This is a genomic window from Streptomyces yongxingensis (assembly GCF_055597465.1).
The window spans coordinates 5,718,498-5,737,639 of record NZ_CM145717.1 but is presented as its reverse complement, the minus strand read 5'-3'; the positions used below and the strand labels follow the sequence as shown (position 1 = coordinate 5,737,639).

Sequence of the window (19,142 nt, the reverse complement as noted above, 5' to 3'; positions counted from 1 at the left end):
GGACCGGCCAATGGCGCTCACCCTCTATGTCGACACCGCGCGCTGGCGGGCGCATCAGCAAACGGTGATCCAGCAATTCCCAGGGATAGTTCCGGTCTGCAAAGGCAACGGCTACGGCTTCGGCCATGAGCGGCTGGCCGAGGAAGCCGCCCGTTTCGGCAGCGACATCCTCGCGGTCGGGACCACCTACGAGGCCGCCCGGATGAAGGACTTCTTCAGCGGTGACCTGCTCGTGCTCACCCCCTTCCGCCGCGGTGAGGAGCCGGTGCCGCTGCCGGACCGGGTGATCCGTTCGGTCTCGTCGGTCGACGGCGTCTACGGCCTGGTGAACGCGCGCGTGGTCATCGAGGTCATGAGCAGCATGAAGCGGCACGGCGTCACCGAGGAGGACCTGCCCAAGCTGCACGCCGCGATAGAGAACGTCCGGCTGGAGGGGTTCGCCATCCACCTCCCGCTCGACCGCACCGACGGCCTGGACGCGGTCGAGGAGGTCATCGCCTGGATGGACCGGCTGCGGGCGGCGCGGCTGCCGCTGCACACCATGTTCGTCAGCCACCTCAAGGCCGAGGAACTGGCCCGGCTGCAGCAGCAGTTCCCGCAGACCCGCTTCCGGGCGCGCATCGGCACCCGGCTGTGGCTGGGCGACCACGATTCGACGGAGTACCGGGGCTCAGTGCTCGACGTCACCCGGGTCTCGAAGGGCGACCGCTTCGGCTACCGCCAGCAGAAGGCCGCCTCCGACGGGCATCTGGTCGTGGTCGCGGGCGGCACCTCCCACGGCGTCGGTCTGGAGGCGCCCAAGGCGCTGCACGGGGTGATGCCCCGCGCCAAGGGGGTCGCCCGCGCCGGTCTGGCGACCGTCAACCGCAACCTCTCGCCGTTCGTGTGGGCGGGCAAGCAGCGGTGGTTCGCCGAGCCGCCGCACATGCAGGTGTCCATCCTGTTCGTGCCCAGCGATGTCCAGGCGCCCCAGGTGGGGGATGAGCTGGTGGCACATCTGCGGCACACCACGACGCAGTTCGACCGGCTGCTCGACCGCTGAGCCACGCCGCCGGGAGGGGCTCCGCACCGCGGCTCCGCACCGCCGGGAGGGGGCTCCGGCCCGGGGCTCACTCCCGGTGGACGCCCCAGTCCACCAGCGCCGCGCCCTCATAGCGGGACGCGCGCCGCGCCTCTCCCAGCACGAACGCGTCCGGGGCCCGGTCCAGCACGCCTCCCCCGGGGTCGTCCGACCCGTCCTGGCGCACCGGGTCCCGCTCCGGCACCAGCGCGTCCCGGATGATCAGGGCGCACAGATACAGCGTCCCCAGCAGATGCACGGCGATCGCCAGCTGATAGCCCTCCGCGGGCAGCCCCCGGTGCTGGTCGCCGCTGCCCGTGTACGCGAGGTACATCCAGATCCCCAGGAAGTACATGACCTCGCACGCCTGCCAGACCAGGAAGTCCCGCCAGCGCGGCCTGGCCAGTGCCGCCAGCGGGATCAGCCACAGCACGTACTGCGGTGAGTAGACCTTGTTGGTGAGCACGAACGCCGCGACGATCAGAAAGGACAGCTGGGCCAGGCGCGGACGGCGCGGTGCGCACAGGGCGAGCGCCGCCACCCCGAGGCAGGCCAGGGCCATCAGCACGGTCCCGTAGGTGTTGACGTCCTCCAGGGGGTTCCCGGTGCGCTGGGAGATGATCAGCCACACGGAGCCGAAGTCCACGGGGCGCTCCTGGCTGAAGGTGTAGAACGTCTTCCAGCCGTCGCGGATGTGCGGTCCGCCCTGCGTGCTGATCATCACGGGCAGGTTCACCACGAGCCAGGCGGCCAGGGCCCCGCCCGCGGCCGTCCAGAAGGCCCGCAGCCGGCCCGCCCGCAGGCAGAGCACCAGCAGCGCACCGAGCAGCAGCCCTGGGTAGAGCTTCGCGGCCGTCGCGAGCCCCAGCAGCACACCGGCGGCCAGCGGGCGGCTGCGGGACCACATCAGCAGGGCGGCGGCCGTAAGGGCGACGGCGAACAGGTCCCAGTTGATGGTGGCCGTGAGCGCGAAGGCGGGGGCCAGGGCGACGAGCAGCGCGTCCCAGGGGCGGCGGCGGTGCGTACGGGCCACACAGACCGCGATGACCGCGGTGCAGACCATGAGCATGCCCGCGTTGACCAGCCAGTAGATCTGCTCGCGGTCCTGGATGGAGCCGCCGTGCGGGGTCATCCAGGAGGCGACCTCCATGAAGAGGCCGGTGAGGACCGGATACTCCAGGTACTGCATCCCGCCCGAGACGTTGTCCGGTATGCGGTCGAAGTACGGGACGAGGTCGAGGGCGAAGCCGCGGCCGTTGTAGAGGTGCGGTATGTCGGAGTAGCAGGCGTGGGTGTACTGGGCGGTGGCCCCGTAGAACCAGCCGCCGTCGTAGCACGGCAGCTTCTGCACCATGCCCAGGGCGAACATGCCGATGGCGACGATCGCCACGATCCGCACCGGGGTCCACCAGCTCGTGCCGAGCAGGGCCCGGCGTCCGGTCGGCCCACCGATCAGCTCGCTGCCGGCCGCGGCCACCGGGTCCTCGGCGGTCGGCCGTACGGGCTGGGCCTGTGGGTCCTCGCGCACGCTCATGGCCCCCATCCTGCCGTACGAGCCCCACCGGAGGAGCCAGGACCGGCCCAGCGGCCGCTGAGCGCGCCGCGGACGCCCGGCCGGTCTCCGAGTCGGGGAGAGGTGTGCCAGAGGCGCAGAGAGCCGTTCAGGGCCTGGAACGGCGTCGGCCGCGCCGGAGCGGGTTCGCTCCGGCGCGGCCGGCGAGGGGTGAACGGGTCGTACGGGACCGCGGGCTATTCCTTCCTGCGGGTCCCGGACGGGCCGCCGAATATGCCACCGGGGCCGCCCGGGTCCTCCGTGGTCGGCGACGTGGACGGACCTCCCGGACCGCCGTTCGCGCCGCCGTTCTGATTGCCGCCGTTGCCGTTGCCGCCGTTGTCCTGGCAGTCCAGGTCCAGCGGGTCACAGGTGTCCGTCGGGGTCGAGCTGCCGGACGGCGACTCCGAGGGGGACTCCGACGGAGATTCCGAAGGCGACTCCGACGGGGACTCGGACGGCTTCTCCGTCGTCGGGGTCGGGCTCGGGCTGGCGTCCTCGCCGAAGACCTTCTGCCCGATCGGGGTGGCCGCGGGGAAGTCCTTGACCGGCACGCCCCGCAGGGCACCGCGCATGTAGTCGGCCCAGATCTCCGCCGGGAACGACGCACCGTGGATCGTCTCCTGGCCGCCCACACCGCGCATGGACAGGAACTTCTGGCTCTTGGCCTGGTCGTTCACCCGCCACATGCCGATCGCCGTGGACAGCTGCGGGGTGTAGCCGGAGAACCAGGCCGACTTGTTCTCGTCGGTGGTTCCGGTCTTGCCCGCGACCGGACGGCCGATCTTCGCCGAGGTGCCGGTGCCGCGCTCGACCACGTTCTCCAGGACATCGGTGACATTGTTCGCCACGTTCGAGTCGAACGCCCGCTTGAGCTCGGCGTCCTGCTTGTGGTTGTAGACCGGGCCGTTCTTGTCCTCGACCCGCTCCACCGAGTACGGCTCGGCCTGCTGGCCGCTGGCCGCGAAGGTGGCGTACGCCCCGGCGAGCCGGATGGCGCTGGGCGCGGAGGTGCCGAGCGAGAACGTCGGGGTGATCGAGGCCAGCTGCTCCTTGCTGAGGCCCGCGGCCAGGGCCGCGTCCCGCACCTTGTCGGTGCCGACGTCCATGCCCAGCTGGATGAACGGGGTGTTCACCGAGTACTGCATCGCGGTGCGCAGGCTGATCGGGCCCTTGTCCTCGTCACCGTCGTTCCGCTGGTGCCACTCCTTGCCGTCCTTGTCGTGCCAGACGGTCCCATCGTAGTCCCGCAGGGTCACCTTGTTGTCGCCGTTGTAGACACTGCTCGGCGAGACCAGGGTGCGCTCGGAATCGGGTTGCTCCCGTGGGCCCTTCGGATCCCGGGCGCCGTTGGTCATCGCGGCGGCCATCACGAAGGGCTTGAAGGTCGAGCCCACCTGGACACCGGTGTAGTCGGCGTTGTTGCGGTAGTGCTCCAGCGCGTTCTTGCCGCCGTAGATGGCCAGGATCTTGCCCGTCTTGGGCTCCACCGAGGCGCCGCCGAACTGGACGTACTTGTCCTCGTCGCGATCTTTCGGCTTGATGTTCTCCTTGGAGACCTTCTCGACCGCCCGGGTCAGCTCACTGATCTTCTTCCGGTCGAAGGTGGTATGGATCTGATAGCCACCCTTGTCCAGTTTCGACTTGCTGATGCCGGTGTTGGCGATGATGTAGTTGTCGGCGAGGTCGGTCAGGTAGCCGATCTGGCCCTGCTTGTTCGTGGCCACCTTCGGGTTCTGCGGCATCGGGAAGCCCTTGGCGATCCACTTCTGGGCGTCGGCCCTGGGCATCCTGTGCACGGCGACCTCACGCCGCAGGATCCACTCCCAGCGCTGCTTGGCCCGCTTGGTGTTGGCCTCCTTGGTGGCGGCGGCGCCGTAGCCGCCGTTGGGGTCGTAGAGGTTGGGGCCGTTGAGCGTCGAGGCCAGGAAGGCGCTCTGGCTGGGCGTCAGGTCCGCGCAGTCCCGGTCGTAGTAGGCGCGGGCGGCCGCCTGGCAGCCGTAGGCACCGCGTCCGTAGTACGCGGTGTTCAGATAGCTCCCGAGGATGTAGTCCTTGTCCTTGGTCGCGCCCACCTTTATGGAGATGAACAGCTCCTTGACCTTACGCGTGAGCGTCTGTGACTGGTCGAGGTAGGTGTTCTTCACGAACTGCTGGGTGATGGTCGAACCACTCTGGGTCGCTCCACCCTTCGCCATGTTGACGACCGCGCGAGCGATACCCATCGGGTCGACGCCGCTGTCGTCGTAGAAGCTGGCGTTCTCCGCGGAGATCACCGCGTTCTGCATGGACTTGGGGATCTTGCTGAGGGGGACGATCTGGCGGTTGAGGTCACCACCGCCGGAGACCACCATCTGCTTGCCGTCCGCCCAGTAGTAGACGTTCTTCTGGGTCTGGGAGGCGGCCTGGGCGGTCGGTACCTCCACCAGCCACAGCCCTATGCCGACGGCGCCGAGCAGCACCGCGAAGAAGAAGATGAAGGTTCCCGTCACCAGCCTCCAGGACGGAACCCAGCGCCGGAAACCCGACCGCCCGCCGCGCGGGTAGTCGATGAAGCGCTTCTTGCCGGGGTGCTCATCGCCCCCCGAGCCACGTCCGCGGCCGCCGCCGGTCCCCCGTCGGCCGCCTCCGCGACCACCGGGACCCGCGCCGGCCGCGCTCGGCTCGGCTGCTCGTCTACGGCCACCGCCACGCTGGGCGGCGCGGCGGGCCGCCGCGCGGCCGCCGTAAGGACGCTCCTCCCCCTCCGGGGTGGCGCCCGACCCGGCTGCGGCGTTGTGCGTAGGTGCTGCACGGCGGCCGGACGACTGCTGTCCGGCTCGCCGGGCCGCTGCTCGTCCGCCGCCTTGGGGTTGCGGCGGCTTGCGACGGTGCTCGCTCATGGAACGACTTCTCCTCGGGCAGGCGCTATCGCCTGAAAGCGGCAGATGGCTTCCGGTCCCCCCAATGTGCGGTCCGGTCGCACCAGGCAACCGGACGCACTGCATCCGGGACGAGGACGCATCGCGGCGTCACTTGGTTCCCATAGGTCTGCATGGCGAACAGAGTACGCACGGTCAAAACCCGCCCAGCCGCCACCTTCACTCCATAACCGTCAGATTGATTGCCACGAATTGATGATGTGACGGCGTTCACCGTGGTCCCTCTTGTCCCGTCCCGAGCACGGTTCTATCGTCTGGATGTATCGAGTCGATACATCAGCTCGGCATAGCGGGCCCGGAGGAGAGGGGAGGCGGGGAATGAGCAGACGCTCAGGCGTCCTGGAGTTCGCCGTTCTCGGCCTGCTGCGCGAGTCACCGATGCACGGATACGAGCTGCGGAAGCGGCTCAACACCTCACTCGGGGTGTTCCGCGCGTTCAGCTACGGCAGCCTCTATCCCTGCCTCAAGACGCTGGTCGCCAACGGCTGGTTGATCGAGGAATCGGGCAGCGCCTCCCAGGACGCTCTCTCGGCCCCCCTCTCCGGCCGCCGGGCGAAGATCGTCTACCGGCTCACGGCGGCGGGGAAGGAGCGGTTCGAGGAGCTGCTCTCCCACACCGGGCCGGACGCCTGGGAGGACGAGCACTTCGGCGTCCGGTTCGCCTTCTTCGGCCAGACGTCACGAGACGTTCGGATGCGGGTGCTGGAGGGGCGGCGCAGCCGCCTGGAGGAGCGCCTGGACAAGATGCGCGCCGCCATGGCCCGCACCCGCGAGCGCCTGGACGACTACACCCTCGAGCTGCAGCGACACGGTATGGAGTCGGTGGAGCGCGAGGTGCGCTGGCTGAACGAGCTGATCGAGAGCGAGCGGGCCGGGCGCGATCGGCGCGACGGCACCGCCGGGCAGGACCGGACGACCGAGCGGGACGAGGACCGGTCGCCACAGCAGGACCAGTCAGAAGATGCGGACGGCCCGCCCCGGCACCGGGGTGGTTCCCGGCCGGATCCGTCCGATGACACCGCCAAGTGAGGCCCGGCATCCGCGGGGCCTCGTCCAGTACACACAGGGAGCAACCGGAATGGGTTCGGTTCGTGTAGCCATCGTCGGCGTGGGCAACTGCGCCGCCTCGCTGGTGCAGGGCGTCGAGTACTACAAGGACGCCGACCCGGACACCCGCGTGCCGGGTCTGATGCACGTGCAGTTCGGCGACTACCACGTGAAGGACGTGGAGTTCGTGGCCGCCTTCGACGTGGACGCGAAGAAGGTCGGCCTGGACCTCGCGGACGCCATCGGCGCCAGCGAGAACAACACCATCAAGATCTGCGACGTGCCGACGACCGGTGTCCCGGTCCAGCGCGGCCACACGCTCGACGGACTCGGCAAGTACTACCGCCAGACCATCGACGAGTCCGACGAGACCCCGGTCGACGTCGTCCAGGTCCTCAAGGACAAGCAGGTCGACGTTCTGGTCTGCTACCTCCCGGTCGGCTCCGAGGACGCCGCCAAGTACTACGCCCAGTGCGCCATCGACGCGAAGGTCGCCTTCGTCAACGCGCTCCCGGTCTTCATCGCCGGCACCAAGGAGTGGGCGGACAAGTTCACCGAGGCCGGGGTGCCGATCGTCGGTGACGACATCAAGTCGCAGGTCGGTGCGACCATCACGCACCGCGTGATGGCCAAGCTGTTCGAGGACCGGGGCGTCATCCTGGACCGCACCATGCAGCTGAACGTCGGCGGCAACATGGACTTCAAGAACATGCTGGAGCGGGAGCGCCTGGAGTCCAAGAAGATCTCCAAGACCCAGGCCGTCACCTCGCAGATCCCCGACCGCGAGCTGGGCGCCGACAACGTCCACATCGGCCCCTCGGACTACGTGGCCTGGCTGGACGACCGCAAGTGGGCCTATGTCCGCCTGGAGGGCCGCGCGTTCGGCGACGTCCCGCTGAACCTGGAGTACAAGCTCGAGGTGTGGGACTCCCCGAACTCCGCGGGTGTCATCATCGACGCGCTGCGCGCCGCGAAGATCGCCAAGGACCGCGGCATCGGCGGCCCGATCCTCTCGGCCTCCTCGTACTTCATGAAGTCGCCGCCGGTGCAGTACTTCGACAACGAGGCGCGGGAGAACGTGGAGAAGTTCATCAGGGGCGAGGTCGAGCGCTGAAGCGCCATGCGCTGATTCCCGCCGCGTGATCACGGGCCTCCGGGTAATACGCCCGGAGGCCCGTGTGGTGTGTGAGGCTGACGCCATGCCTGTTGTGCGTGATCTCCGCGTACTGCTGCAACTGCGGGACTTCCGCCGCCTCCTGGCCATCCGGCTGCTGTCCCAGTCGGCCGACGGCGTCTACCAGGTGGCGCTCGCCACCTATGTGGTCTTCTCCCCGGAGAAGGAGACCTCCGCCGCGGCCATCGCCTCCGCCATGGCCGTCCTGCTGCTCCCCTACTCCCTGCTCGGCCCCTTCGCCGGGGTGCTGCTGGACCGCTGGCGCCGGCGGCAGGTGCTGCTCTACGGCAATCTGCTGCGCTCGGGGCTGGCCGCCGGAACCGCCGTGCTGGTCCTGGGCCAGGTGCCGGAGTGGCTCTTCTATGTCTCGGCCCTGTCGGTGACGGCCATCAACCGCTTTGTGCTGGCCGGACTTTCGGCGGCCCTGCCCCGCGTCGTGGACAGCCAGGAGCGTCTGGTCATGGCCAACTCCCTCTCGCCCACGGCCGGAACGCTCGCCGCGACGGCCGGGGGCAGCCTCGCCTTCATCGTCCGGCTGTCGGGTCCGGGAGGCACCTCCTCGGACGCACTGGTGGTCCTGGTGGGCGCCGCGCTCTATCTCATCGCCGGGCTCACGGCCCTGCTGATGGCGCCCGGTCTGCTGGGGCCGGATCCCGCGGCCCTTCAGCCCCGTCTCTCCGCGGCCCTGACGAGCACCGCACGGGGTCTGGTCGCGGGCGTACGCCATCTGCTGGAGCGCCGGGATCCCACCGTGGCGCTGACCGCGATGACGCTGATGCGCTTCTGCTACGGCGCGCTCACGGTGACGGTGCTGATGCTCTGCCGCTACGCATGGGCCGACACCGAATCCCAGGGGCTCGCGCTTCTGGGGCTGGCCGTCGGCGTCTCGGGCGCGGGCTTCTTCGCGGCGGCGGTGATCACGCCATGGGCGGTGGCCCGGCTCGGGGCCCGTGCGCCCTCCCGGCCGGACGGCCGGCTCTCCTGGGTGATGGTGTGCGCGGGGAGCGCGGCCCTCCTGGAGCCGGGGCTCGGCCTGCCCTTCGAGCCCGCTCCCATGCTGATCGCCGCGTTCGTCCTCGGCCTGATCACCCAGGGCGCGAAGATCGCCACCGACACCGTGGTGCAGTCCGCCATCGCCGATGACTTCCGCGGGCGGATCTTCTCCCTCTACGACGTGTTGTTCAATGTCGCCTTCGTGGGAGCCGCGGCGGTCGCCGCGGTGATACTGCCGCCGGACGGCAGATCGGCCGCACTGCTGATCTGTGTGGCACTGCTCTACGCGGCCACCGCGGTCCTGGTGAGGTTTCACGTGAAACATGACCGGCGGAGCGCCAAGCAAGTCGATGTTTCACGTGAAACGTGAGGGGCTCAGTCCTCCGGCTGAGCTTCCCACCACTCCTGGAGCGCGGCGATCGCGGTGTCCCGCTCCATCGGGCCGTGCTCCAGCCGCAGCTCCAGCAGATGCTTGTACGCCTTGCCGACCTGCGGCCCCGGGGGGATGCCGAGGATCTTCATGATCTCGTTGCCATCCAGATCCGGGCGGATCGCATCCAGCTCTTCCTGCTCCTGTAGCAGGGCGATGCGCTCCTCGAGACCGTCGTACGCACGCGAGAGCGCCATCGCCTTCCGCCTATTGCGCGTGGTGCAGTCCGAGCGGGTCAGCTTGTGCAGCCGGTCCAGCAGCGGCCCGGCGTCACGGACATAGCGGCGGACCGCGGAGTCGGTCCATTCCCCCGTGCCATAGCCGTGGAAGCGCAGATGCAGCTCGACCAGGCGGGAGACATCCTTGATCAGCTCATTGGAGTACTTGAGCCTCGTCATCCGGTACTTGGTCATCTTGGCCCCCACCACCTCGTGGTGGTGGAAGGAGACCCGGCCGTCCTTCTCGAAGCGGCGCGTCTTGGGCTTGCCGATGTCATGCAGCAGCGCGGCCAGCCGCAGCGTCAGATCGGGGCCCTCGGTCTCCAGGTCGATGGCCTGGTCCAGCACCGTCAACGAGTGCTCGTAGACATCCTTGTGGCGGTGGTGCTCATCGCGCTCCAGACGCAACGCCGGAAGCTCCGGCAGGACGCGGTCGGCGAGCCCGGTCTCCACCAGCAGCCGCAGCCCCTTGCGGGGGTGGTCGGCCAGGATGAGCTTGTTGAGCTCATCACGCACCCGCTCCGCCGAGACGATGTCGATGCGCTCGGACATCGCCGTCATCGCGGCGACCACCTCGGGGGCCACCTCGAAGTCCAGCTGCGCGGCGAAGCGCGCGGCTCGCATCATCCGCAACGGATCATCGGAGAAGGACTCCTCGGGCGTCCCCGGGGTGCGCAGCACCCGGGCGGCGAGGTCCTCCAGGCCGTGGTGCGGGTCGATGAACTCCTTCTGCGGGAGCGCCACCGCCATCGCGTTGACCGCGAAGTCCCGACGGACCAGGTCCTCCTCGATGGAGTCGCCGTACGACACCTCGGGCTTCCGAGATGTCCGGTCATAGGCTTCTGACCGATAAGTCGTGATTTCGATCTGGAAGCTCTGATCCGACCCGCTTCCGGGGGACATGCCCTTGCGGCAGCCGACCGTACCGAAGGCGATGCCGACGTCCCAGACCGCGTCCGCCCAGGGCCGTACGATCTTCAGTACCTCGTCCGGCCGCGCGTCCGTCGTGAAATCCAGATCGTTACCGAGCCGGCCGAGCAGCGCGTCCCGTACCGAGCCGCCGACCAGGGCCAGGCGGAAACCGGCCTGCTGGAAACGACGGGCAAGATCGTCGGCAACGGGAGAGACCCGCAGGAGTTCGCCCACGGCGCGGCGCTGCACCTGGCTGAGCTCATTGGTCGACTGCGGGGATCGGCTGTCATTGTTGGCGTTCGGCACAACAGAACAGGGTACGTGGCCGTGCGCCCCCGAGAATCCACCCCCGATGGGGCCACCACTGCGTAACGATCTTGTGGAGCCGTCCACAGCACTTCGTCACAGCGGGCATCGTTACCATTTCGTGGACGCACAGTGCGACGACCACTGACGACCTACTGACGACAAGGGACGGGCGAGCGCGTGGCCGATGCGGCAGACCTCCGGGGGACAACTTCCGCTCGTGCCCGGCGATGGTTGCGGCGCACGGCGGCCCTGCTGGCCGCGGCGCCGATGCTCGCGGGCCTGGCACAGATTCCGGCGGCACCCGCCGCTCACGCCGAGAGCAAGGCCACCGGCTCGCGATCGGTGGACGTCTCCATCACCTCACTGACCCCCACCGCGCCGAAGAAGAGCGACACCCTCACCGTCAGCGGCACCGTCACCAACGACACCAAGGGCACGGTCTCGGCGGCCCGGGTGGGCCTCCGGGTCGGCCCGACCATGAACGGCCGCAGCGCGATCGACACCACCGCCCACCGCACCGGCTATACGGAGGGGCTCGACGGCACCGAGATCGACCGCAAATACGCCAAGAAGATCGGCAAGCTGCCGGCCGGCGCCAGCCGTGACTTCTCCCTCTCCATACCGGTGGATCAGCTGCACCTGGGGGAGAACGGCGTCTATCAGCTCGGCGTCTCGCTCACCGGTGGCACCTCCCATCAGCCCTGGCCGCAGGTGCTGGGCATCGAGCGGACCTTCCTGCCCTGGCAGTCGGGCCCGTCCCAGAAGAAGTCCCAGCTCACCTATCTGTGGCCGCTGATCTCCGCCACCCATGTGACCGCCCGCACGGACAACGACGAGGACCGCACCCCGATCTTCCGGGATGACCGCCTGGCCAAGGAGCTGGCCCCGGGCGGCCGGCTGCAGCAGATGGTCGCTCTGGGGAAGAACCTCCCCATCACCTGGGTGATCGACCCCGACCTGCTCGCCACCGTCGACGCGATGACGAAGAACTACGAGGTCCAGAATCCCTCGGGCAAGGGGACCAGGGCGGGCCACGGCCAGACCGTCGCCAAGCAGTGGCTGGACGCCCTCCAGAAGGCCGTGGAGGGCAAGCAGGTGGTCGCGCTGCCGTTCGCCGACCCCGACCTCGCCTCGCTCGCCCACCGAGGTAAGAACGTCACCGGCGCCCTCAGCCACCTCCAGGGCGCCACCGAGCTCGCCTCGACGACCGTGGAGACCATCCTCGGGGTGCGGCCGCGCACGGACTTCGCCTGGCCCGTCGAGGGCGCGGTCGACTCCTCGATCGTGGACGTCGCCACCTCCGCGGGCGCGCACAACGTCATCGCCCGCAGCGACAGCCTGCGCGAGACCGGCGGGCTCTCCTACACCCCCACCGCGGCCCGCCAGATCGGCGGCGGCAATACGGCGGTGGTCGCCGACGCACGGCTGTCGACGGCCTTCACCGGCGACATGTCCAAGGCGGAGAACTCCACCCTCGCCATCCAGCGATTCCTGGCCCAGAGCCAGATGATCAACCTCCAGGCGCCGGACAAGCAGCGCAGCATCGTGGTCGCCCCCCAGCGGACGCCCACCACCAGCCAGGCGCAGGCGATGGCGGCGGCCCTGGAGGGGCTCTCCGGGCAGTGGACCCAGCCGCTGAGCCTGGGGCAAGCCGCGAAGGCCAAGCCCGACCCGAGCGCCACCCAGCGGGTGCCGGGCGCCCGCTCCTACCCCCGGGCGCTGCGCGCGCGGGAGCTGCCCATCGAGGCGTTCAACAGCATCCAGGAGACCCAGAAGACCCTGGACAATTTCGAGCCGATCCTGACCGCCAAATACCGGGTGGTCACCCCCTTCGGGAACGCGATCAGGCGCGAGATGTCGACCTCATGGCGCAGCGAGGCGCAGAACGCGACCGGCTTCCGGCACGACGTACAGACCTATCTCTCCGGGCTCACCAATAAGGTGCGCCTGGTCCCGAAGTCGAACATGACCCTCTCCGGGCGCAGCGCGACCGTCCCGGTGACCGTCCAGAACAACCTGGTGCAGAGCGTCGAGCTGCGGCTCGTCCTGCGCTCCCAGCAGGGCAACCGGCTGGCGGTCGGCGATCCCCAGCTGGTCAATGTGGAGGGCGGCCACAGCCAGTCCGTGAAGTTCGGCACCACGGCCAACGCGAACGGCCCGGTGTGGGTCTCGGCGCAGCTCTACACCCCGGACGGGCAGCCGTACGGCGACGAGATGATGTTCGAGGTGAATGTCACCGAAATCACCTCGACCGTGATTCTGGTGATCGCCGGCGGTGTGCTGCTGCTCGTCCTCGCCGGTGTCCGGATCTACATCCAGCGCAAGCGCGCGGCCGCCAGGGGCGGTGAGGACGGCGGGGACGGGGAAGACGCCGAGGAGGCGCACGGGCAGGATGAGGACGACAGCGAGGCCCCGGAGACGGATCGGTGTGACCGCGCACACGCCCTCGTGCCCGAGCAGCCGAGTGACCCGGCGCCGGACACCGGATCGCAAAGCGCTGGCCCGTCCGGCTCGGGTGAGAAAGTGGACCATTGAGCAATTGCCGGGGCCGGTGGGCCGCAGTGGACGATGAGGTGGGGTAGCGATGAACGCGCCGTATGACGGTGATGGCCGAGTGCCACCGCCGCCGCAGCCGTCCCCTCACGGCCCCCACGACCCTTACGGACAGGAACCGCACCAGCGGGATCCGTATCTGGGCGACGCCCACCAGGCACCCCCGGCCGATCCGCGCCAGTCCTACGGCCAGCAGTACTACGCACCGGATCCGTATCTGGACGACTCGTACGCGACGGGCAGTTTCACGCCCTACCCGTATCCGACGCAGGATCGGTACGCCCACGATCCGCTGACGGACCCGCTGTACGACCGGCGCTCCCCTCACACTCCGCAGCAGGACGGCTACCAGCAGCAGTACCACCAGCAGCCCCCCACGCCGCAGGGCCCCGACCCGCGCGTATGGTCTCCCGAGGCCGCCGTCGGCCACCAGGGCACGGCACAGCAGCCGTACCCCGTCGATCAGGCGGGCCAGGGCTATCCGGTGGCCGGAGACGGCTACGGCGCGGGGGAGCAGCCGCAGCGGGACGCCTTCGCGCACCTCTACCGCGATCAGCAGCCCTATGAGCCCCGGCCCGGCCAGGGCCAGGGCTACCCACAGGGCCCGGAGAACCACCCCCAGGGCCAGGCGCCCGCTCAGGGGCAGGCGCCGGTCCCCGGGCCGTCCAGATACGAGTCCGCCGGCGCGACGGCCGCCGCCCCCACGGTGGCCTCCCCGGTGGTGACCGCCCCAGCGGCCGAGCCCGAGCCGAAGCAGTCCTCAGGGGGCAAGGGCCGCGCGTCCAGCGTGCTCCAGTCCAGCGCGCTGATGGCCGCGGGCACCCTGGTCTCCCGGCTCACCGGCTTCGTCCGGCAGATGGTGGTCCTCGCGGGCCTGGGCGCGGCCACCCTCGGCTCCACCTACGCCCTCGCGTACACGCTGCCGACGATGGTGTACATCCTCACCATCGGCGGCGGTCTGAACTCCGTCTTCGTCCCCCAGCTCGTGCGCGCGATGAAGGAGGACGACGACGGCGGCGAGGCATTCGCCAACCGGCTGCTCACCCTGGTGATGGTGGTGCTCGGCCTTCTGGTCGCGGTGACCGTGATCGCCGCACCGGTGCTGATCCGCGTGATGTCGCCGACCATCGCGAACAACCCCGCCGACAACGAGGTCGCGGTCACCTTCGCCCGCTACTGCCTGCCCACCATCTTCTTCATGGGCATTCACGTGGTGGTCGGCCAAATCCTCAACGCCCGGGGCCGGTTCGGGGCGATGATGTGGACCCCCGTCCTGAACAACATCGTCATAATCTTCACCTTCGGCCTGTTCATCTGGGTGTTCGGCACCGCCGGCAGCTCCAAGATGGACACCACGACCATCACCGCCGAAGGCATCCGCCTGCTGGGCATGGGCACCCTGCTGGGGCTCGTCGTCCAGTCCCTGGCGATGTTCCCCTACCTGCGTGCCACCGGCTTCCGCTTCCGGCCGCGCTTCGACTGGCGCGGCCACGGCCTCGGCAAGGCCGCCAAGCTGGCCAAGTGGACGGTCCTCTTCGTCCTCGCCAACCAGGCGGGCGTGCTGGTCGTGACCCAGCTGTCCACCGCGGCCGGTGCCGAGGCCGAGAACCAGAACGCGCCGGGCATGAGCTTCGTCGGCTACTCCAGCGCCCAGCTCATCTGGGGCATGCCGCAGGCGATCATCACCGTCTCCGTCATGGCATCGCTGCTGCCCCGGATCTCCCGGGCGGCCCACGACGGGGACTCCGGAGCGGTCCGCGACGACATCTCGCAGGGTCTGCGCACCTCCGCGGTCGCCATCGTCCCGCTCGCCTTCGGCTTCATCGCCCTGGGCATCCCCATGTGCACGCTGCTGTTCGGCGCCTCCGGCACCGATGCGGCCGTCTCCATGGGCTACATCCTCATGGCGTTCAGCCTGGGTCTGATCCCCTTCTCCGTGCAGTACGTCGTCCTCCGTGGCTTCTACGCCTACGAGGACACCCGCACCCCCTTCTACAACACGGTGATCATCGCCGCCGTCAACGCCGCCGGATCCGGACTCGCCTATCTCCTGCTCCCCGCCCGCTGGGCCGTCGCCGGTATGGCGGCCGCCTACGGCCTGGCCTACGCCATCGGCGTGGGCGTGGCCTGGAAGCGGCTGCGCAACCGGCTGGGCGGCGATCTGGACGGCCCCCGCGTCGTACGCACCTACACCCGCCTCGTCGGTGCCAGCATCCCCGCCGCCCTCCTGGGCGGTGGCGCGGCCTACGCCATCATGCAGACCCTCGGAATGGGCGTCGCCGGCTCCGTAGCGGCTTTGCTGGGCGGCGGTCTCGTTCTTATCGCGGTCTTCTACATTGCTGCGAAACGGATGCGCGTTGATGAGCTGACGGCCATGGTCGGTATGGTGCGCGGACGACTCGGACGCTGATCATTGAGCACAACCATCGTCCGCCACCGTGTGTCGTGCATAGCGGCGGACTGTGGGCACAATTGTCTTGGCTCGGAGTAGGCGCAACGGATGGGGAGGCAGGAACGACGGTGGCGGAACGGAGCACGGCTGCCGTCGACGTGGCCGACAGCGGTGGAGAGGCGCCGCTGACCGCCGAGGCGGGTAAGGCCACGGCCGACGGGGCGGGGACGAAACAGAAGGTCGGCAAGGGGACAGAGGCCGCGGTCACCGACGATACGGGCGCCGCGGCCGAAGCGAACCCGCTCGAACTGCACAGCGGTCACAAGCTGGCCAGACGCTACCGTCTGGAGGAGTGCGTCACCCGTCTGGACGGATTCAGCAGTTGGCGTGCCGTGGACGAGAAACTGCGGCGTGCCGTCGGGGTGCATGTCGTGCCCGCGGACCATCCGCGCGCCAGGTCGGTGCTCGCCGCCGCCCGTTCGGCGGCCCTGCTGGGCGATCCCCGCTTCGTCCAGGTCCTCGACGCCGTCGAGGAGAACGATCTCGTCTATGTCGTCCATGAGTGGCTTCCCGACGCCACCGAGCTCACCGCCGTGCTGGCCTCCGGGCCGCTCGAGCCGCACGACGCGTACCAACTGGTCAGCCAGGTCTCCCAGGCCATGGCCGCCGCCCACCGCGAGGGCCTGGCCCATCTGCGGCTGAATCCCGGCTCCGTACTGCGCACCGAGTCCGGTCAGTACCGCATCCGCGGACTGGCCGTCATGGCCGCCCTGCGTGGTATCAGCGTCGACCATCCCCAGCGCACCGACACCGAGGCGATCGGCGCGCTGCTGTACGCGGCGCTCACTCAGCGCTGGCCGTACGAGGCCGACGCCTACGGCCTCTCCGGGCTACCCAAGGGCGTGGGCCTGATCGCCCCCGACCAGGTCCGTGCCGGAGTGCACCGCGGTCTGTCCGAGCTCGCGATGCGCGCGCTGGTCAACGACGGGGCCACCGCCTCCCGTCAGGACCAGCCCTGCACCACCCCCGAGGAGCTGGCCAAGGCCGTCGCGGCCATGCCGCGCATCCGGCCGCCGGAGCCCGCCTTCACCCCTTCCCCGGCGTACCAGCGCACGACCTACCAACAGGGCGTGTACGGCCAGCAGCCGAACCGCGGCGGCACCGCGCACACGGCCCGCCCGGCCGCTCCCGTGCCGCCTCCGCCGCCGCTGCAGAGCCGCACCGGCAAGGCCCTCAAGTGGACCGTCTCCGCCCTTCTGATCGCCGCTCTCGGCCTCGGCAGCTGGCAGCTCGCGGACACCCTCCTCAAGGAGGAGAACAAGTCCAGCCCGGGCAAGTCCACCGGTGAGAAGGACGACGGCAAGGGCCTGAAGCCCGTGGGCAAGCCGCTCAACATCGAGAGCGCCACGGAGTTCTCGCCGCTGGACGCGCCCTTCGCCCCGGACAAGGTCGATGGTGCCGTCGACGGCGATACGGACACCGCCTGGGTGACCAAGGAGTTCTGGAACTACCCGAACTTCGGTAACCTGCCCAAGCGCAAGCAGGGCAGCGGCATCATCGTCGACCTCGGCAGCGCCAAAAGCGTCTCGAGCCTCGACATCGACTTCTACCGCGCCGGCCAGAAGGTGGAAGTCCTCGCCGCCGATCCCTCCGCCTCCGACCCCACCTCACTCAGCGCCTTCTCCAAGCACCTCACCGATCTGAAGAGCGTCGGGAAGAAGCTGTCCACCGTTCTCGACAAGCCGGTACGGACGCGATACGTCCTGGTCCACATCACGGAGCTTCCGGCCAGCACCGCCGATCGCTACCGTGGCGGCATCTCGGAGATCAAGGTCAAGGGCTGACCCTCTACGGTCGGCCGAGAGGGGAGGGGCTCAACGTTGGACGACGCCACCATCGGCGGAGCGAGCGACGGCGAGCTCCTCGCCCGGCACGTCGACGGGGACCCGGACGCCTTCAGTGAAATAGTGCGGCGCCACCGCGACAGACTCTGGGCGGTGGCGCTGCGCACCCTCGGCGACCGTGAGGAAGCGGCCGACGCCGTCCAGGACGCGCTCGTCTCCGCCTACCGCGCCGCCCACACCTTCCGGGGCCAGTCCGCCGTGACCACCTGGCTGCACCGCATCACGGTCAACGCCTGCCTGGACCGGGCGCGCAAGGCCGCCTCCCGTCGCACCTCCCCCGTCGACGACACCGAACGGCTCGAGCAACTCCTGGAACCCCATGAGTCAGCCGCCGCCCCCGCCGAGCGCGGTGATCTCCACCGGGAACTGCTCCAGGCGCTGCGCACCCTCCCTCACGAGCAGCGCGCGGCCCTGGTGCTGGTCGATATGCAGGGCTACCCCGTCGCGGAGGCGGCGAAGGTCCTGGACGTTCCCACCGGCACCGTGAAGAGCCGCTGCGCCCGGGGCCGCGCACGACTGCTGCCCCTCCTCTCACATCTCCACCCCAGTGGGAGGGGTAGCTCACCCTCGGGCAGGGGAAGGAACCGGACGCAGGGGACGTCCGTCCCACCGACGGCAGGACCGAACGACACAGATGCCGTGAAGGGCGGAGGTGGGCGAGCGTGACATCCTCGACGGACACGGAAGAGCACCCTGAAGTCGCGGAGATCTCCGCACTCACCGAGGGTCTGCTCTCTCCGTCCCGCGCCGTCGATGTGCGCACTCACCTCGCGAGCTGCGTGCTGTGTGCGGACGTATGGGAGTCCCTGGACGAGATCCGCTCCCTGCTGGGGACGCTCCCCGGGCCGGTGCGGATGCCCGCCGATGTCGCGGGCCGCATCGACGCGGCCCTGGCCGCCGAAGCGCTTCTCGACGCGACCGCCCCCGAGGGCATGGCCGATGTTTCACGTGAAACTCCGGATCCGGACGCCGCGCCCGCGCCTGTTTCACGTGAAACGGCCGATGACGCCTCCAGCGCCTCCGGCTCCGACACCGTGGAGCCCACGGCCAAGCCGTCCATCGCGGCGGCCCGGCCCGCCGGGCGCCCGCGTGGGGCCACTGGGCCGGGACGGGGAACCACCGGCCCCGGCACCCGCCCGGGCCGCGCCCGGCGCTGGCGCAAGGCCGTCCTCGGCGGCGCATGCGCCGCAGCGGTGATCGGCATCGGATCCTTCTTCCTCCAGAGCGGCTCCTCCGGCGATCACACCGACAGCGACACCCAGGCGCACGCCAGCCAGAGCTCCACCGGGAGGTCCACCCTCTCCTCGGGCACGCTCAAGGACCGCGTGCACGAACTGCTCGCCGACCGGAAGTCCACCTCGTCGGACGGCGTCACCGGGCAGGGCAACTCACCCGATGTGCCGCTGCGCGCCGATGACGACCCTGAGGTGCCGTCCTGCGTACAGAGCGGCACCGGCCGCAAGGAGCCGGCTCTCGCTGCTCAGCAGGACACCTACGACGGCCAGAGCGCCTATATCGTCGTCCTCCCGCACCCCTCCGACAGCTCGCTCGTCGATGCCTTCGTGATCGACGCGTCCTGCGTCTCCTCGTCCCCGACGACTCCCGGGGAGCTTCTGGTGACCCGGACCTATCCGCGGCGCTGAGGCACACCACACACAGGGGCCCTGCCTGACAGCG

12 protein-coding genes are annotated in these 19,142 nt (G+C 69.6%); 9 read left to right on the top strand and 3 right to left on the bottom strand.

What is annotated here, in order from left to right:
* Nucleotides 1–10 precede the first annotated feature (10 nt).
* The gene (locus ACZ6TD_RS24625; RefSeq protein WP_470003097.1) at nt 11–1,042 is read left to right on the top strand and encodes an alanine racemase; all 1,032 of its coding nucleotides are present in this window, start codon (nt 11–13) and stop codon (nt 1,040–1,042) included.
* Nucleotides 1,043–1,109: 67 nt separating this feature from the next.
* Here the strand turns inward: ACZ6TD_RS24625 and ACZ6TD_RS24620 are convergent, their stop codons facing one another.
* Nucleotides 1,110–2,594 (bottom strand): glycosyltransferase family 87 protein, encoded by a 1,485-nt coding sequence (locus ACZ6TD_RS24620; RefSeq protein WP_471341678.1) that lies wholly within the window; start codon nt 2,592–2,594, stop codon nt 1,110–1,112.
* Between the two features lie 215 nt (nt 2,595–2,809).
* A complete protein-coding gene (locus ACZ6TD_RS24615) occupies nt 2,810–5,494 on the bottom strand; it encodes a transglycosylase domain-containing protein (protein ID WP_471341677.1) in 2,685 nt (894 codons plus the stop codon).
* A gap of 357 nt (nt 5,495–5,851) precedes the next feature.
* Between ACZ6TD_RS24615 and ACZ6TD_RS24610 the strand changes: the two genes are divergently transcribed.
* The 3 genes from ACZ6TD_RS24610 (at nt 5,852) to ACZ6TD_RS24600 (ending at nt 9,117) form a co-directional block, all read left to right on the top strand.
* Entirely contained in the window at nt 5,852–6,562 is a 711-nt protein-coding gene (locus ACZ6TD_RS24610) for a PadR family transcriptional regulator (RefSeq protein ID WP_471341675.1), read from the top strand.
* A 49-nt stretch (nt 6,563–6,611) separates the two neighbouring features.
* Nucleotides 6,612–7,694 (top strand): inositol-3-phosphate synthase, encoded by a 1,083-nt coding sequence (locus ACZ6TD_RS24605; protein ID WP_471341673.1) that lies wholly within the window; start codon nt 6,612–6,614, stop codon nt 7,692–7,694.
* 85 nt (nt 7,695–7,779) lie between these two features.
* Nucleotides 7,780–9,117, top strand: coding sequence for an MFS transporter (locus tag ACZ6TD_RS24600; RefSeq protein ID WP_471341671.1), 1,338 nt, complete (start codon nt 7,780–7,782; stop codon nt 9,115–9,117).
* A gap of 5 nt (nt 9,118–9,122) precedes the next feature.
* Here ACZ6TD_RS24600 and ACZ6TD_RS24595 read toward each other — a convergent pair whose 3' ends face one another.
* A complete protein-coding gene (locus ACZ6TD_RS24595) occupies nt 9,123–10,613 on the bottom strand; it encodes a CCA tRNA nucleotidyltransferase (RefSeq protein ID WP_471341670.1) in 1,491 nt (496 codons plus the stop codon).
* Nucleotides 10,614–10,793: 180 nt separating this feature from the next.
* Here ACZ6TD_RS24595 and ACZ6TD_RS24590 point away from each other — a divergent pair, with 180 nt between their 5' ends.
* The 5 genes from ACZ6TD_RS24590 to ACZ6TD_RS24570 all read left to right on the top strand — a co-directional run bounded on the left by ACZ6TD_RS24590 (nt 10,794) and on the right by ACZ6TD_RS24570 (nt 19,108).
* On the top strand, nt 10,794–13,151 hold the full coding sequence (locus ACZ6TD_RS24590; protein ID WP_471341668.1) for a DUF6049 family protein: 2,358 nt from the start codon (nt 10,794–10,796) through the stop codon (nt 13,149–13,151).
* A 49-nt stretch (nt 13,152–13,200) separates the two neighbouring features.
* Nucleotides 13,201–15,579, top strand: coding sequence for a murein biosynthesis integral membrane protein MurJ (gene murJ, locus ACZ6TD_RS24585; RefSeq protein WP_471341667.1), 2,379 nt, complete (start codon nt 13,201–13,203; stop codon nt 15,577–15,579).
* 110 nt (nt 15,580–15,689) lie between these two features.
* A complete protein-coding gene (locus tag ACZ6TD_RS24580) occupies nt 15,690–17,405 on the top strand; it encodes a protein kinase family protein (RefSeq protein WP_471341665.1) in 1,716 nt (571 codons plus the stop codon).
* A gap of 36 nt (nt 17,406–17,441) precedes the next feature.
* Nucleotides 17,442–18,131, top strand: a complete 690-nt coding sequence (sigM, locus tag ACZ6TD_RS24575; RefSeq protein WP_471341663.1) for an RNA polymerase sigma factor SigM — start codon at nt 17,442–17,444, stop codon at nt 18,129–18,131.
* The gene (locus ACZ6TD_RS24570; protein ID WP_471341661.1) at nt 18,128–19,108 is read left to right on the top strand and encodes an anti-sigma factor; all 981 of its coding nucleotides are present in this window, start codon (nt 18,128–18,130) and stop codon (nt 19,106–19,108) included. Before sigM ends, ACZ6TD_RS24570 begins: the two co-directional genes overlap by 4 nt.
* Nucleotides 19,109–19,142: the final 34 nt, after the last annotated feature.

Bases quoted from the DNA above. Each gene is read 5' to 3' on its own strand.
- ACZ6TD_RS24615 (WP_471341677.1), bottom strand. From the start codon at position 5,494: ATGAGCGAGCACCGTCGCAAGCCGCCGCAACCCCAAGGCGGCGGACGA.
- ACZ6TD_RS24625 (WP_470003097.1), top strand. From the start codon at position 11: ATGGCGCTCACCCTCTATGTCGACACCGCGCGCTGGCGGGCGCATCAG.
- ACZ6TD_RS24620 (WP_471341678.1), bottom strand. From the start codon at position 2,594: ATGAGCGTGCGCGAGGACCCACAGGCCCAGCCCGTACGGCCGACCGCC.
- ACZ6TD_RS24610 (WP_471341675.1), top strand. From the start codon at position 5,852: ATGAGCAGACGCTCAGGCGTCCTGGAGTTCGCCGTTCTCGGCCTGCTG.
- ACZ6TD_RS24600 (WP_471341671.1), top strand. From the start codon at position 7,780: ATGCCTGTTGTGCGTGATCTCCGCGTACTGCTGCAACTGCGGGACTTC.
- ACZ6TD_RS24605 (WP_471341673.1), top strand. From the start codon at position 6,612: ATGGGTTCGGTTCGTGTAGCCATCGTCGGCGTGGGCAACTGCGCCGCC.
- murJ (WP_471341667.1), top strand. From the start codon at position 13,201: ATGAACGCGCCGTATGACGGTGATGGCCGAGTGCCACCGCCGCCGCAG.